The sequence below is a fragment of the Johannesbaptistia floridana genome (assembly GCF_057440575.1).
On the sequence record NZ_JALKVM010000179.1, the window covers coordinates 1 to 16,634 of the forward strand.

Sequence of the window (16,634 nt, forward strand, 5' to 3'; positions counted from 1 at the left end):
GGTGGGTTTTTTGGTTCAAAAAAGTAAATATAAATACTTAAAAAAACTCATTACTTCAAGACTTCAAAACTCATTCTCATTACTTCAAAACTCACTATTCATTACTTCAAGACTTCAAGACTTCTTACTCATTACTCATTACTCATTACTCAAACACAACCAGTAACTTTGGATAAAGATGCAAGATCTGAGTTGTCCACTTTCCCTCCTTGTCTACCTTGTCTTACTTTTACTACAAGCTCTTTGTAAAAAACCTACCCTTGTGGGGGGTTGGGGGGAAAAGTTAGTGATAAATGTTGTTAACACCACTGCGGTCACTGCTATAACTTAGAAAACGATATAACATAAAAATGCTCTATATTTATCAAAAAGTTATTTAAATCAAATAAATGAAAACAACTAAGATAATAGTTTTCGGTATAACTGCAATCATAACGACAATTCCCTCAAAAGCAATTTTGGCTAATCCCGATAATTTGCTCTTGAATTCTCACTTAACTTCGGAAATTAGCCCACCAAAACCTCAAAAATCTCCTCTATTAACTCAAAATACACTTCCAGAAGCTGTAACAGAGAGTAGCCCTTTGCAAAATCAGGAGTTCCAACTACCTACAGCAGAACATCTTAACCGTGGTGATTTCTTCTTTAAGATAGGAAGTCGCGCTTTTTTCTTTGAAGGTGCAGTGGATGATGATGAGACGGCTGTATATCCATACGTAGGTTTTACCTGGGGAATTACTAATAGTACTCAGTTAACTTTTATGAGTCAACTGGTGGATAGTGGTTCACCAGGTACACAAGGAGACTTTCGTGCTACTAGTAAGGGGACCAGTGGAGACTTTTTTGATCTCACTCTGGAAGTGAAACAGAGATTTTTTCTAGATAAGAGTGAAAGATTGAGTTTAAGTGGGGTCGCCTCTCTATCCTGGGGCCAAAGAGGTTACACTTTTAGAGAAGATGGCGAAATTGTAGAACAAGGTCTCAACGATAGCATTGTTCCCGCTTTGGCTATACCCTTTACAGCAGCAGTAACCGAGAAGTTACGCTTAACTGTTTCCCCTACTGTTGCTTTTTTTGGAGAAGATGATGCCCTTTATCTACATACACCTCCTATTGAGGATCCTGGTTCTTTTGGCACTACCTTCGGCTTTACTACCGCCATTTCCTATAGTCTTAACAAACGGGTAACTCTCTGGGGAGATACTTTTTTCCCAGTAACTGGTAATAACAGTATTAGTCGTGAATCAGGAAAGCCAGCTAAGGCAATTGCCTATAATGCTGGTTTTCGCTTTCTAGTTAATCCGAAAGTTGCCTTGGACATATTTACTTCTAATAGTTATGGTAATATGGCACCCTTGGCTTTAACAGCAGACCGTAGTTTTATGTCTGTAGGTGCTAATTTAGTTTTTCTCCCGGCTTTTATCCCGGCTAGTCGTAATTATGCCGATACCTTTAATACCGATCAAAATCTAGCTTTAGATAGAGGTACTATTGATGGACTTGCCTTTTTTGATGGTGGTACAGTTCCTAAAAATAGCTTTATGTTTCATCTCCAGGGTGGTACCCAGGGAGTTATGACTGCTTTGCGTTATGGTATTGTCAGAGATTTAGAAATTGGTCTCTATCTTGATTATGTGGCTAGTAAGGTAGATGAATCTGAACAGGGTATTAGTGGGAAAGTTCGTTTACTAAATCAAGCCGCTGGTAGTCCTTTTACTATGAGTTTAGCGGCTACTTTGAGTCAGACTAATCAACCTTTTGTTAATTATTTTAATGATGATCGTGATGAGTTTAATCAACGGGGATTGAGTCGAGAGTTTCCTTTTGTGTTTAATCCTGATAATCTGGGGCAAGGGAGACTCTATATTACTACTCTTTCTTTACCATTTAACTATGAATTTAATAATGGAGGTGCAGTTTGGTTCACACCAATTTGGGCCTATGTACAAAGGGCAGGTACCGAAGCTGCTGGGTTTAATGTGGGTGGCGCTACCCCTACTTTTGCTAATTTAAGTTTCATTGGGGAAGTTGGAGCTAATTTTGCCGGAGATGGCAATGCCTTTATCGGTGATAATTTAGAAAGTGTGATTCCTTGGACAGCAGGGTTACGTTGGTATCCTAGAGGACTTGAAAATCGCCAAAATTTACAGTTAGAATTGTATGTGACTAATCGAGTGGGAGCATCACCGTGGCAGCAAATGAGGGTAAAAGACCAAAATGACACCGCCGTTGGCATCAGCTTATCAGCACCTTTCTCATTCTAAACCAATTGATTGTTTAATTCTCTCCAATGGACCAGGGGAGGTAACTACTTGGGTTTTGCCCGTAGTTAAGGCTTTGAGGTCTAAATGGGGAGAAAGTAGAGAAAAACTAAGAATATCGGTAGTTTTAGCCCCTTGTTCCCACGCTAGTGGCAAGGAAGCTGCAATCGCCGCCAATTTTACTGAAGTAGACCGGGTACAGTCTTCAGAATATTTCTGGAAATTTCTGTTATTTGGTAAAACTGCCGCTAATTGGGATTGGTATCCCCAGGGATTAGTTATCTTTTTGGGAGGAGATCAGTTTTTTGCCGTGACTATTGCTCGTCGTCTCCAGTATCATAGTATAATTTATGCTGAATGGGATGCTCGTTGGTTACGCTACGGCGATCGCTTCGCTTTAGGTCAAGATTTAGTAAAAGAGAAAATACCACCGCGATATCAAGATAAATGTACTGTGGTGGGGAATTTAATGGCAGATTTAGGCAATATTTACCCCGTAAATCATCCTCAACAACAAATTATTGCTCTTTTACCTGGTTCTAAATCGGCTAAACTAGCTCAAGGTGTCCCCCTCAGTTTAAGTATAGCTACAGAAATTACTCAGCAACGTCCTTCAGTTCGCTTTATTTTACCAGTTGCCCCTACTTTAGATTTAGCTACTTTAACAAAGTTCGCTAACCCTGATACTAACCCGGTGGTAAGGAAAATGGGTAATATAAGTGCTAAGTTAACTAGTAGAGGAGATAAGCAGTATTTAGAGACTCCAGAGGGGGTGAAAATTGAATTAATAACTCGTTTTCCTGCCTTTGATATACTAGCCCAATCTCGTTTGTGTATAACCACTGTGGGGGCAAATACCGCCCAATTAGCAACTCTAGGAATACCAATGTTAGTGTTAATTCCCACTCAACAATTAGACGCTATGCGCTGTTGGGATGGTATACCAGGGTTATTAGCTAATTTACCAGGAGTTGGTTACTATTTCGCTAGTTTAATTAATTGGTTGGTACTTCGTCAAAAGCGCTTGTTTGCTTGGCCAAATATTTGGGCTAAAACAGAAGTAGTGCCAGAATTAGTAGGGGAATTGTCAGGAGAGGAGATCGCCACTTCTGTGATAGAATTACTAGATAATCCTCAAAAATTGCAACAAATGCGCGATCGCCTTTTAGCCGTTTCTCCTCCAAGTGGCGCTGCTTCTCGTTTAGTTGCAATCATTGATGAGTTGATTAGTTACACTTCCCTTCAAGTTGGATAAATTACCAACTTATCTCTTATCATAATTGAGTTGTATAAATAGCATTTGGTATTACTCATATTATAGCAATTCTCATACTGGTGAGAAAGGTTATCCTTTTGAGGCAGGAGGCAAGAGAGGCAAGAGAGGCAAGAGAGTTAGGTACAACCTCATGAGTCCGAAAAATGCTATATATTATGATGGTAAGATTAGCAAAAAATAAACAAATTTTTTAGATAAAACTCTTATACTACTCATGAAAGATATCGGCCAAATATTAATTAACAAAACTGAGGCGATTACTGAAACTTGGATTAATACTATCCGCGAAGATATAGAAATAGAAAGCGCTAAAGGTTTAGCATATCAATCAGTACGAGATCACATACCAGAAATTATAGAATCTCTGGCTGTAATCCTTTCTAACTTTTCTCAGGATAAAAAACAAGAACTAGAAATTGAAGGATTAAAACATGGAATTATTAGGGCGAAACAAGGTTATGACGTCACGGAAATTATGCAAGAATATAGTCTATTGCGGGAAATTATCTTAGATAGTCTTGCAGAAGATTTAAAAAGTAAGTCTAAAGAAAAAATCTTAGAAACTGTTAAAATAATTAATTCAGTCATAGACAAAGTTATCTCCTTGTCTTTAGAAAGTTTTCTCCAAGCAAGAGTCAAAGAACTAGAAAAGGTACGCAGTCAATTAATTTTAACTAATCAAGAGTTGACACGTTTAGTTACAGATCAAAAAGAAAATATTTCTTATTTAGCTCATGAGTTAAAAACTCCTCTTAATTCAATTATAGGTTTTTCCAATATACTTTTGCAACAACATAAAAACGTTATCACAGGTCAAGATACCTCTCTTAACTTAGAACTTACGGAAAAAGTAATTAATAACAGTAAACATTTACTACGACTGATTAATGACTCTTTAGAAATCGCTCGTTGTCAAGCGGGTAAAATGGAATTAAACATAGTGCCAACCAATGTAAAAGCAATTATTGGTACAGTCATAGAAGCATTAGAACCCTTTGCAAATCAAAAAGAGTTAGATATAATATTTAATTATGATAATGTTCCCCAAGAAGTGATAACTGATCCCCTGCGCCTCAGGCAAATTGTTACTAACTTAATCAGTAATGCTATTCGTTATACTGATTCAGGACATGTTAGTATAACCTGTCAGACTAATAGCAATCAACAGTGGTTAATTATGATTGCCGATACGGGTATTGGAATTAGTCCAGAAGACCAAAAGGAAGTTTTTAAACCCTACTATCGAGTTAGTGGTAAAAACCATCAATCTTATGATAGTACAGGTTTAGGATTAGCGATTGTTTCTGAATTAGTTAAACTGCTTCAAGGAGAAATTAATCTAGTTTCAGAATTAAAAAAGGGCTCTACTTTTACTCTAACTTTTCCTCTGGTAATTAGTAATCAATAAAAAGATATGTCACAATCAGACTTAACTCAAGAGATTAAGAAACTCAAAATAGCTGCCTTAGCAGATACAATTAATAGTGCCCTACAATATGGGGAAGAGGGTTTAAAATTAGCTCTGCAAATTCTTGATAATAACACTGGTTATATGAAACTAGTTACTTATGATTTACTCTGGAAAAAGTTAGATGAGGAAGGAAAACGAAAATTACTAGAATATTTACGAACTGATGAAGGCTTGGATTGAAGAAAATATTTTATACATAGCACAAACAGATATCCCTACTTACAAAAAAGGGGGTTCAATTGTGAGAAATAACTATTTTTGGGCGTTAAAATCTATCTCCTGTTATTCTGCTGTTGGTAGTGATTGGGAATTTGATGCAGAGGTTTGGACAGCCTTAGGACGTATGCTATTATTTTTTACTGAATCAGGTTACCTCGGCTATTCTGAAACTAGTTTAGAATTTCCCGAAGATAGTTTGATACCTGAGGAGTTGCGTTTAATAGCCACTAGATTTTAACCATCGGGGAATTGCCAACAGGCAATGGTCTCTACATCTTTACTTCCACAAGTACATTTTACTTGTGTCTCAGAATCAATCCACTCTCTATCACATAGGCGACAGTGACAATATATATTGTTTTGGTTGGCTTGGGTGATTTTTGCCTGCCATTGTTTACGGATGTTTGAAGAAGAATCAAGGTTAGACATAATATTATTTATTTTGATAGTTAAATTAATTATATAAAGGTTATGGCGATCGCCCTTTTGAGTAATAAGTCTTGAAGTAATGATTTTTGAAGTAATGAGTTAAAGAATTGATAATAATCCCTTTTAAATTGATTCTCGCCTGTTGGCCAATTTCTGTACTTGTGTTAGGCGTGCGAGCTTTTCTGAGTAAAATACAAGTAGGGTGGGAAAGGCAAAGCGTAACGCACTTGTTAATTATCTCCTATTTAGATCAAATCTTCTTCCCTATGAATAGAAAATATAAAATTATTGGTATAATTACAGCGATATTTACTTGGGTTTTGCCTGCATCAGCGCAAACCTGGCAGCCTGTAGCTAGTGGCATTACCTCTGGTATCAGTGGTATAGCATTAATTGAACAACAACAGACAACAGCATCATTTTTAGTGGTCCATGATAATAAAAAACCATTAGAACCGCGATTGGGATGGTTGAGAGTCACAAAAGAAGAGGCAAGCTATCAACGAGTAAAATGGTTATCTAGGGAACTTCCAGTAGATTTAGAAGCAATTACCACTATCCCTAATCAATCTCATCAATTTTTAGCGCTTTCTAGTGGGGGTCAACTCTATCATCTTCAACTCAATAGTGATTATCAATCTGTCAAGATTCTCAAGGAATTTTCCCTGCCATCTATGCCTAGTAGAAGTAACTTTGAGGGTGTAGCGCTTCAGCAGGTAAACCAAGTAATGATACTAGCTTGGGCTCATCGTGGCCAAGATGAAGAACCAGGTATACTATATTGGTCAAGGTTTGATTTAGATTCCTATAGCTTTGTCGGTCCGATTCAATCTACTCCCCTAGTTACGCCCCTAAATATGTCTAATATTCGTCAAGTATCAGACTTAAAAGTTGATTCATCGGGAGCTGTTTTTATTACTTCTACCACAGACCCCGGCAATGATGGTCCTTTTACCTCAGCTTTTTATCTTATAGGAACTTTTCAAGTTGAGTCTCAAGAAGAAAATGGGGAAAAATCTATTACTTTTTTAAGCAACCAAGACATGACTCCCTTTATCCGTTTAAATTATCATAAGGTAGAAGCTATAGAGTTTTTATCAGGAGAATATGGCGGTCTTGTATTTGGTACAGATGATGAAAATTTTGGTTCTTCTGTTTTTTTAACTTGGTAGAAATTGTATAACTAAATTATTCATCTGGCGATATTAACTCAGATCTTGCATCTTTACCCAAAGTTACTTGTGGTGGATGAATAATGAGTTTTGAAGTAATGAGTAATAAGTAATGAGTAATGAGTTAAAGAATTAATGCGATCGCGCTTAAAAATTGGTTGACCTTTGTAAGATCTTAGGCGAAAGAGAAATGAACTTTTTCTGAGGTTAATTTAGTACATAAGTTCTGGTGCAAGATATGAGTTAAAGTCTGATTACGGTAATTATATTTTGAAAGTCGCGATCGCGCGATGATTTTTCTATTTCTAGTTTAGTTTGCAATTCATTTGCTCATAGGCCCAAATAATTTTATGGCGATAGCCAAATAATCCTATCCAATGGATATATCTATAATATCAGAGATTAATTTATCTGATGATTTTTGTCAAAAGGGGAGAAAAAACTTCTTAAAAAACCTCTCAGAAATCTTGGTTTGGGAATAACCCAGTATTGATTGCGATCAACCCATTGATAAGATATTTTTTCCCCTTTAAACTGGGGTTGATTCCAAATATCTATTGGTGGATCACCAAAATACTCCTGATAAAGTCTTAAAGTATTGCAATATTGCTGATAGTATTTTAAGCTATCCTCTTTTTTGCCTGATCCGGGTACGTGATGTAAAGACTTCTTCAAGACTTTACCACATAATTCATTCCAATAAGATTTAGTATAGAGCAAATGTAAATGCCAAACACGATCAACAGCAGTAGAAGGACTTAATTCTTGATTCGTTACTATTGCCAAGAAGAGAAATTTTTTATACTCTTGAATTACTCGATAAGTATAAATTCCAGACCACTGATATTCCCAAGAGAGTTTAGCAGAAAAGGGGTAAGCAGCATGGGGATCATCTATTTTAAACTGACAAATCTGTTGGTATAGTTTTTTTTCTTCAGGTTTCATCATCATCATCTTAATTAACAATTACTTTAATTAATCTCCACATCCACAACTTCCACAACTAGAAGGTTCTGGAGGTACTTTGGGATTAGGATAAATAATTTGTACTTCTAACCCCAAAAATTCACTTAATTCCTGTGCTAACCACCAGTATTCTGCTTGAGACAGTGGAGTTTCACTGTCTCTGATTTTAAATTCAACATCTCCTGCATAAACTGATAAGCTAGGAGAAACAGTGACTTTTCCTCGTTGGTGTGTCTTTCCCGTGTAATCTACAAAACGATCAAATTCATACCCGGGATTATAAGCAATAAGATTAATCTTTGCAAAAGGAGATGAATTTTTCCAATTTCTATTTTGCGATAATTTGCGAAAAGTACCTATCCGAATGAAACTATTTTTTTCTATTGAAATAATTTTATAATATTCAATATTAAACAAATCTGGTTTTAGTATAAATAATGCACCTAAAAGTATAGGTATAGTTATCAGAAAAGAAAGTACAAAAAGTCCAAAATATGGAAAACGCAACAACACTGAAAAAAATAACAAACCCACAATTATGGTTGCAGGTATTGTCAAACAGCCCAAGCAGCCTTCACTTGATTGATTTGATGAGAAATTATAGGATTCTCTAATAGCAATTTCTAATTTATTCTCATCACAGTTTAAGATTACCTCGCTATAATCAGGTTTAAGATTCACATGATAACCTTTACTTATTTGATTAGAATTGAGGGTATCTAAAGCAATATTGGCAGAAGCAAAACGCTTATCTAAATAGGGATGAGTCATCTGTTCTAACCATCTCATTAAAGAGCGACTCATGCCCTTGTTATCAAATTTAACTTGTCCATTTTCTTGTGATAAATCAGCAGGATGTACTCCCGTTAATAAATAAATTAATGTCATCCCTAAACTATATAAATCTGATGCTGGGGTAGCCTTGCCGCTAAACTGTTCTAAGGGAATATAACCATAACTTCCCACAATAGTAATTGTGCCACTTGCTTTACTCGCCACAGTTTGTACAGCACCAAAATCTACTAAATAAATATCACCAACACTGTTCCCGGAACGATTATCAAGTAAGATATTACTCGGTTTAATATCTCGGTGGGTAACTGGGGGATTGAGTCCATGAAGATAAGTTAAAATATTTAAAATTTTCTCGGCTAATTGTTTAACTTCTGCTTCCGTAAATCTTCTGCCCTCTTGAATGAGAGTTTCCAGAGAAGGTGCGGGGATATAGGTTTGAATTAAAGCAAAATAGTGGGTGTTATCCTCTTCTAATTCTAAATAGTCTAAATATTTAGGAATACCAGGATGATTAAGATTCTTGAGGGTTTGAACTTCCCTTTCAAACAGTTTAAATTCATCCCATTGAAATTCCTGGTCAAATTTGAGAATCTTAGCGATAACTGGGGTATTAGTTTGTAAGTCATTGGCTAAAAAAGTTTGTCTTCCTGCTTTATGACTCAGTTGTTTTTCTAGTTGATAACGGTTATTTAAGATAGTATGAGGTTGCATCGAGATTTTCTCCATATATTCTATATTTTGATTACTTCCACTTCCCAGTAGGAGCAATAATTTTTACTTCTAAATCTAAAAATTCACTTAATTCCTGTGCTAACCACCAGTATTCTGCTTGAGACAGTGGAGTTTCACTGTCTCTGATTTTAAATTCAACATCTCCTGCATAAACTGATAAGCTAGGAGAAACAGTGACTTTTCCTCGTCGGGGTGTATTCCCTTTGGCATCTAGAAAGCGATCAAATTCATACCCTGGATTATAAGCAATGAGATTAATCTTTTCCAAAAGAGATGACTGTTCCCAATTTATGTTTTGTGATAATTCGTGACAAGTACCTATCTGAATTAAATGATCTTTCTTTATTGAAATAATTTTGTAATATGTATTTTTAATAACATCTTGCTCTGGTTTAAAGAATCCACCTAGAGCAATGAACATAAAAATAATCAAAGCAAGTACAAAAAATACAAAATGTTGAGAAATCAAGATTAATACTATTATCACTACCAACCCGTTCCAGCCGCTTCCACTTGATTGATTTGATGAAGAATATTTCCGTTTTATAATAGCGATTTCTAATTTATCCTCATCACAGTTTAAGATTACCTTGCTATAATCAGGTTTAAGATTTAAATGATAACCTTTACTTATTTGATTAGAATTAAGGGTATCTAAAGCAGTATTAGCACAAGCAAAACGTTTATCTAAATAGGGGTGAGTCATCTTCTTTAACCATCTTACTAACGGGCGACTCATGCCCTTGTCATCAAATTTAACTTGTCCATTTTCTTGTGATAAATCAGCAGGATGTACTCCCGTTAATAAATAAATTAATGTCATCCCTAAACTATATAAATCTGATGCTGGGGTAGCCTTGCCGCTAAACTGTTCTAAGGGAATATAACCATAACTTCCCACAATAGTAATTGTGCCACTTGCTTTACTCGCCACAGTTTGTACAGCACCAAAATCTACTAAATAAATATCACCAACACTGTTCCCGGAACGATTATCAAGTAAGATATTACTCGGTTTAATATCTCGGTGGGTAACTGGGGGATTGAGTCCATGAAGATAAGTTAAAATATTTAAAATTTTCTCGGCTAATTGTTTAACTTCTGCTTCCGTAAATCTTCTGCCCTCTTGAATGAGAGTTTCCAGAGAAGGTGCGGGGATATAGGTTTGAATTAAAGCAAAATAGTGGGTGTTATCCTCTTCTAATTCTAAATAGTCTAAATATTTAGGAATACCAGGATGATTAAGATTCTTGAGGGTTTGAACTTCCCTTTCAAACAGTTTAAATTCATCCCATTGAAATTCCTGGTCAAATTTGAGAATCTTAGCGATAACTGGGGTATTAGTTTCTAAGTCATTGGCTAAAAAAGTTTGTCTTCCTGCTTTATGACTTAGTTGTTTTTCTAGTTGATAACGGTTATTTAAAAAGTAAGTCATTTATGATTAATAGATGATTGGTTGGTTAATGACTGAATTTCATTGATTATAATCTAGAAAAATAAAATTGCCAAAAAACGTCTTATTTTTTTAGATTAGTAATCATGCTTTAGGTGCTAACTGATATCAAGTTCGGATGAATACTTATGTTAGGTAAGACAGCTTTGCTGGCGGCAAAAGGCAGAATAAAAGTAAGAAAGAACTAACAAAAAAATTCATCATAACTCAATACTGCTCGGTTAGTGTTGAAAATTCCTCTGTGAGGAAAATTTAGAATGAAGAATTCAGAATGAAGAATTAATTTTGAGCTTTACTATTTTTGATGATTGCATGAAGAATGGAAATTAATTCATTAGATTCATTGCATTTTTAATCAATTTTATCTAAGATAATCAGGTTTACGAGGATCTTCTCCAGTCTCTAAGACAGCTTTTAAAAGTGGCATCACCAATTTATCAGTGATGTGAACAAGACGATAAAACATATCACTGAACTGTTCTGCTGTTAAATCCCCGTTGTTGATGATAATTTCTACTGAAGCATGAAGATCACCAGAATTTGGATCATATTCTAAACGCAACGACTCAAACTCATACTGGAAATTTAGTAAAGTCTGAAACAGAACTCCTTTAAAAATATGATCTTTAATATTGGCGATTTTCGGAATAACCATTTTCAAGAATTTTCCCCTCTTTAATAAACGAATGAGAATGAACGTGTGTGTGAGGTTTTCACCTCGGTAAGGTATATTAATTTGCTTCTCTTGGTAATTGGGATAGCCTGTTACATATATGTGCTTTAAATATTCGGTCAAGACGTTTAAAGATATAGACATAAGATTACCTGAATGCTAAGATGTTCTCAAGGAGTATAACCATAACTTATAACTTCCGAGTTAATCATGGTTATTGAAAAAGTAAGTCATTTATGACTGATTGATGACTGACTGATGAATGAGATTTATTAGATTATAATCTAAAAAAATAAAATTGCCAAAAAAAGTTTTATTTTTATTGAGGTGCTGACTGATAATAAGAGATGGATAAGATCTGCTATACTATTAATCAGTCAATCATTAGTCAAATTATCAAGAAACAATAATGACTACTGTTAAGGCTTCTGTAGAAGGGAGAGAAAAGCTAAAAAAATCTCTGATTGTCAAACAAATAAGCAAGCAAGAATTAGCTGAAAGAGCGATGATTGCTCGTTCCACCGTTACGAATTTCTTTTTAGGGCGCACAATACAGAGAGAAAAGGCAGAACTTATTTGTAATATTTTAGAAACCAGTGTTGAAGAAATAATTATTCAACTCGACTGGGATAAAGAGAAGATAGAAAATATTGCAGACACAGAGGTTGAAAAAACAGTACAGCAAATTCAGAGTAAATTAATTTCGTCCAACGAAATACATAGATTTAATCTGGTGCGTGTATTAGAAATGCCCAAACCAATCCCCCTGGATGATATTTATGTAGAAGTCACAGTATGGGATGATTTTGGGCAACATAACAGAGTAACTCAAGATAAATCAAACAATCCAGAGTATTTAGGCCGGATAATTAAGGGATTAGATGCTATTAAGACATACTCTCGATTAATGCTTTTAGGACAACCCGGGGCTGGTAAGACAACTTTTTTAAGACATATAGCTACCCTGGAAAACTTTGATATTGATGAAAATGGAAAAAAGATCAGTATCATCCCAATAATTGTAGTTTTAAGAGATTATGCTTATCGCAGCAAAAAACGTAATGGTTTAAACCTATTTGATTACATTAAAAATGAATTAGCTAGGCATGATATATCTGTTGAGGAATTTAATACTATTCTGCGGCAAGGAAGAGCGATGTTTTTGCTTGATGGATTAGATGAGGTGACAGATAAAGAAAATCTGGATGTTTGTGGTGAAATTATGGAATTATTGGACAATTATCCTCAAAATAGGTTTGTTATCTCCTGTAGAAATGCGGCAGAACCTTTTAAGTTAGAATCTTTTACTGAAGTTCAAATGTCTGATTTTGACCCCAATCAAGTTAGACAGTTTATTGAAAATTGGTTCAATGTTTATTTAGAGCTTTTTGAGTTTAATCAGCAAAAAATTAGAGAAGCGAAAGAAAAGCTGATTAGACAACTTGAAGCTCAGTCAGCCAGTCAAGATAGAACCATTACTGACTATCTTAGACCTATTAAGGATTTTACTCAAACACCTCTTTTGTTAACAATGCTTTGTCTAGTTGTTACTGTCAAAGGAAAAATTCCCTCAGGGCGATTAGAATTATACAAAAAATCAGTAGATATTTTTTTAAGTGAATGGGATACAGAACGGGGAATAAAACGGGCAAATTTGGAAGGACTTAATCAAAAACAAATTTTAACTTTATTGTCTGATATCGCTCTAAAAACACATCTGAAACAAGACACAATATTTTCTCAGTTAGAAATTGAAAATAGTATTCACAAGCAAAATAAGTTGGTTGAACCCCTTGCGGTTATTTCATTTATTCAATCTCATTATGGAATTTTAATAAATTCTGGTTTCGATCATTATTCTTTTTTCCATAAAACTTTTCAAGAATACTTTACCGCTTTGGGAATTATCAAATCAAACAATCCTCTAAGTTATATTAATGATCAAAATATTCCTGATGCTTTTTGGAGAGAAGTATTAATTTTAGTGATTGAGTTTTTATTAATTGATAATCTTGATAATGGAGAAGATTTAATCAATGAATTTATCTACAAAATTGTTAAGTATATCGACTCAATTCTTAAAAAAAATCCTCAGTTAAATCAGTTTATTAAACAAGTTAATGATACCGTTGAGCAATCAGGAATTGAAGATGAACAAACTAAAACATCTTTAAGAATATTTTTATCAGATCCTGATTACTCTTTTGATAGCAGTAGAACCCTGTTAATGGAACTAGATCAAAGTATCGGTAATAAGCTAGTGGCATCAAGTTTTATTAGTCGTCTTTTCTGTGATAAAAATGATGATTCTATAGATTATCTTCAGCTTTTTCTCAGAGGATTTAAAATTGCTAGTAATATTCCTGATATTGGTAATGCTGACAATGCAGATCACGCTCTGCAAATTGCTTATGAATATGTAAAATCTCAAAATTATGTGATCAAGTACCAAAACTATACTTTAAAGACGAGAAAGAAAGAAATACAATCTAGACTAGATGAAATATATAGTCAGAGTAATTCTGATGTGGGCAGACAAGCAAAAGAATGTAGAAAATTATGTCTTGAATATCTGAAGCTTGATCAAAATCTGGGTTTAGGTATATCTAACTTCCTCAAAAATAACGATGATGATTCTTCCTATAAATATCTTTATAATGCTACACTATTATTAATAAAATCTTTAAAAATTATTGAGCAATCCTCATTTTCCCACATTCAACACCTATATAAAGATCTAAAAAATTATCTAATTACCCCATCAATGGAATCAGAAAAACTATTATTGAGATTAAGAATGGAAAAGGAAATTTATAGCAATCCTATACTTGAACGCAGATTTAAAGGACAACTTAGTGATGAATATTCTCTCTGGCAATTAGCAAGACCACATCTTGAGGGATTAAGGAGACAAGTTAACAAACTCATCATAGATTATCAAAGTGCCAATGATGAGCAATTATCTATTCTGGAAGTGGGGTGTGGTAATGGTGAACTAACCGAAATCATCCTTTCAGAAGTCAACAACATCAAGATAGTGGCTATTGATAACGAACCCTCAATGATTAAGAAAATTCGCTCAAGACTTGCTGATTTTGAAACTGAGGGTAAACTTGAGATAATTGAAACAGATGCTTTAATTTATTTAAAACAGTGCCAACCTAACTCATTTCATCTGGCTATCTCTGGATTTACTTTTCATAATATGTTGGCTTCCTATCGTTTTCAAGTGCTGCAAAAATTATATGAAGTGCTTCTACCAGAAGGAAAATTATTAGATGCTGATAAAATAGCTCAAAGAGGTTTTAAACACGAAAGTGCAAAAAAATGGCAATATGATAAGTTTTTTCAAGTTCTTACCACGGCTAAACGGTTAGATCTTTTAGAGGAAGTTATGCTGCATTACGCTCAAGATGAAGAACCAGATAGAATACGTTATGAAGATGAAGCTATCTCAGAACTTTTCCAGATTGGGTTTCAAGATGTAAATTTATGCCAACGTCAGTATATGGATGCAATTATTGTTGCTTCTAAGTAAGGTTTACTAGGAACAGCAATACTAGCAGGTTTAGTTTTAGATAAAATCTTAATTAACAGAGTATTAAGGCAAGAAATCATGAAAGAATCAGTAATTTATCAAGAGATTAAATCTGAAGGACTCGCTGAAGGCCAACAACTTGGAGAAGCTAACTTAGTTCTCAGACAATTAAACAAAAGAATCGGTACAATTCCTCAAGAATTAACTGAGCAGATACGTAATTTATCGGTAGAAGAATTAGAAAACTTGGGAGAAGCGTTACTAGATTTTCAAAGCTTACCAGATTTGTCAAACTGGTTAAATAATCAAAAATAGTTTTTTCATCTTATTTCTCACCCATTTAAAAAACCCGTTCAGAGAAACCTTTTTGAGCTAATATCTAGGTAGAAGCGGAAAACAACAATTATGGTAAAACTAAACATAAACGGGCGATCGCAAATACTAGATATAGAACCAAGAGTAACTTTGCTAGATGCCTTAAGAGAACATCTAGGATTAACTGGAAGTAAAAAAGGATGCGACCATGGTCAATGTGGTGCTTGTACAGTAATCATTGATGGACAAAGAGTATATTCTTGTCTAGTTCTAGCAATCATGCAGGAAGACAAAGAAATTATTACTATCGAAGGATTGACAGAAGCAGAAAATTTACATCCAGTACAAGTGGCTTTTGGCGAGAATGATGGCTTGCAGTGTGGTTATTGCACTCCTGGGCAAATATGCTCTACAGTCGCCTTGTTAACAGAATTAGAGAACGGCTCTGTAAGTTATATAACCCCTAATCTCACTGAACCTCCTCAATTAAATTCTATCTCAATAGCAGAAATACAAGAAAGATTGAGCGGTAATCTTTGTCGTTGTGGTGCCTATAACGGTATAGTGGCAGCAGTACAACAAGCAACAGGACAAACTCCACCACAACCAGGGGCAGTAGTATGAAAAACTTTAGTTATATACGACCTACTACTGTTGAAGCTGCTATAAAACAAGGAAAAGAACCTCAAACCCTATTTATCGCTGGAGGCACTAACCTGGTAGACCGCCTGAAAGTATTTTTAGATGAGCCTTCCCAGCTTGTAGATATCTCTCGTTTAGAAGAGATGAAACAAATCCAATTTACCCCAACAGAAGGCTTAACTATTGGTGCCTTGGTTACTAATACCACTCTAGCTAATCATCCAGATGTGTGTCGCTATTATCCCCTACTCTCCCGGGCGATTTTAGCAGGGGCTTCTCCACAAATTCGCAATATGGCTACTGTAGGAGGGAACTTGATGCAGCGAACTCGCTGTCCTTACTATTACGATACAGCTTTTAATTGTAATAAACGTAAACCCGGTACAGGTTGTCCAGCAGTTACAGGCATAAATCGTAACCACGCCATTTTAGGAGCAAGTGAAGATTGTGTAGCAATCAATCCCTCAGATATGTGTGTAGCTTTGGCGGCCCTAGATGCTACTGTCATGGTAGAAGGTTTAGACGGTAAGCGCCAAATTCCCTTTTTAGACTTCCATCGTTTACCAGGAAATGAACCCCATCTAGATACTAATTTAGTGGATGGGGAATTAATAACTAAATTGGTAGTTCCCTTATTGCCGCTTCTAAAAATCTACTCAAATTTACTCAAACAGCCAAATAAGACAGAAAAA

The 16,634-nt window shown here is 35.0% G+C and carries 14 protein-coding genes and 1 pseudogene; 10 read left to right on the forward strand and 5 right to left on the reverse strand.

What is annotated here, in order from left to right:
- Positions 1-389: 389 nt before the first annotated feature.
- From MW688_RS12220 to MW688_RS12240, 5 genes are all read left to right on the forward strand, one after another.
- Entirely contained in the window at positions 390-2,264 is a 1,875-nt protein-coding gene (locus tag MW688_RS12220; RefSeq protein WP_486736273.1) for a hypothetical protein, read from the forward strand.
- Positions 2,218-3,516: a glycosyltransferase family protein gene (locus MW688_RS12225; protein WP_486736275.1), complete on the forward strand. Its 1,299-nt coding sequence runs from the start codon at positions 2,218-2,220 to the stop codon at positions 3,514-3,516. The genes MW688_RS12220 and MW688_RS12225 overlap by 47 nt, the downstream gene beginning before the upstream one ends.
- A gap of 235 nt (positions 3,517-3,751) precedes the next feature.
- Positions 3,752-4,945: a sensor histidine kinase gene (locus tag MW688_RS12230; protein ID WP_486736276.1), complete on the forward strand. Its 1,194-nt coding sequence runs from the start codon at positions 3,752-3,754 to the stop codon at positions 4,943-4,945.
- A gap of 6 nt (positions 4,946-4,951) precedes the next feature.
- On the forward strand, positions 4,952-5,188 hold the full coding sequence (locus MW688_RS12235) for a hypothetical protein (RefSeq protein ID WP_486736277.1): 237 nt from the start codon (positions 4,952-4,954) through the stop codon (positions 5,186-5,188).
- Positions 5,172-5,465 carry a hypothetical protein gene (locus MW688_RS12240; RefSeq protein WP_486736278.1) on the forward strand — a complete coding sequence of 98 codons (294 nt, stop codon included), beginning with the start codon at positions 5,172-5,174 and terminating at the stop codon, positions 5,463-5,465. The genes MW688_RS12235 and MW688_RS12240 overlap by 17 nt, the downstream gene beginning before the upstream one ends.
- Here MW688_RS12240 and MW688_RS12245 read toward each other — a convergent pair.
- Positions 5,462-5,656 carry a hypothetical protein gene (locus tag MW688_RS12245; RefSeq protein ID WP_486736279.1) on the reverse strand — a complete coding sequence of 65 codons (195 nt, stop codon included), beginning with the start codon at positions 5,654-5,656 and terminating at the stop codon, positions 5,462-5,464. The genes MW688_RS12240 and MW688_RS12245 overlap by 4 nt on opposite strands.
- A 266-nt stretch (positions 5,657-5,922) precedes the next feature.
- Between MW688_RS12245 and MW688_RS12250 the strand changes: the two genes are divergently transcribed.
- On the forward strand, positions 5,923-6,828 hold the full coding sequence (locus MW688_RS12250; RefSeq protein WP_486736280.1) for a hypothetical protein: 906 nt from the start codon (positions 5,923-5,925) through the stop codon (positions 6,826-6,828).
- A gap of 402 nt (positions 6,829-7,230) precedes the next feature.
- Here the strand turns inward: MW688_RS12250 and MW688_RS12255 are convergent, their stop codons facing one another.
- The 4 genes from MW688_RS12255 to MW688_RS12270 form a co-directional block, all read right to left on the reverse strand.
- A complete protein-coding gene (locus MW688_RS12255; protein WP_486736281.1) occupies positions 7,231-7,782 on the reverse strand; it encodes a glycine-rich domain-containing protein in 552 nt (183 codons plus the stop codon).
- 21 nt (positions 7,783-7,803) lie between these two features.
- Positions 7,804-9,300, reverse strand: a complete 1,497-nt coding sequence (locus MW688_RS12260; protein WP_486736282.1) for a serine/threonine protein kinase — start codon at positions 9,298-9,300, stop codon at positions 7,804-7,806.
- Positions 9,301-9,331: 31 nt separating this feature from the next.
- Complete coding sequence (locus MW688_RS12265) at positions 9,332-10,756, reverse strand: serine/threonine protein kinase (RefSeq protein ID WP_486736283.1); 1,425 nt, start codon at positions 10,754-10,756, stop codon at positions 9,332-9,334.
- 379 nt (positions 10,757-11,135) lie between these two features.
- Positions 11,136-11,591 (reverse strand): hypothetical protein, encoded by a 456-nt coding sequence (locus MW688_RS12270; RefSeq protein ID WP_486736284.1) that lies wholly within the window; start codon positions 11,589-11,591, stop codon positions 11,136-11,138.
- 265 nt (positions 11,592-11,856) lie between these two features.
- On the opposite strand from MW688_RS12270, the gene MW688_RS12275 reads away from it, so the two are divergent.
- The 4 genes and pseudogenes from MW688_RS12275 to MW688_RS12290 all read left to right on the forward strand — a co-directional run.
- Positions 11,857-14,985: an NACHT domain-containing protein gene (locus MW688_RS12275; protein WP_486736285.1), complete on the forward strand. Its 3,129-nt coding sequence runs from the start codon at positions 11,857-11,859 to the stop codon at positions 14,983-14,985.
- A gap of 12 nt (positions 14,986-14,997) precedes the next feature.
- Positions 14,998-15,300, forward strand: a pseudogene (locus tag MW688_RS12280) (DUF4351 domain-containing protein); the annotation flags it as partial.
- 90 nt (positions 15,301-15,390) lie between these two features.
- Positions 15,391-15,924, forward strand: coding sequence for a (2Fe-2S)-binding protein (locus tag MW688_RS12285; protein ID WP_486736286.1), 534 nt, complete (start codon positions 15,391-15,393; stop codon positions 15,922-15,924).
- Positions 15,921-16,634 (forward strand): FAD binding domain-containing protein (locus MW688_RS12290; protein ID WP_486736287.1); only part of this gene is annotated, 714 nt, incomplete at its 3' end. The genes MW688_RS12285 and MW688_RS12290, both read left to right, overlap by 4 nt.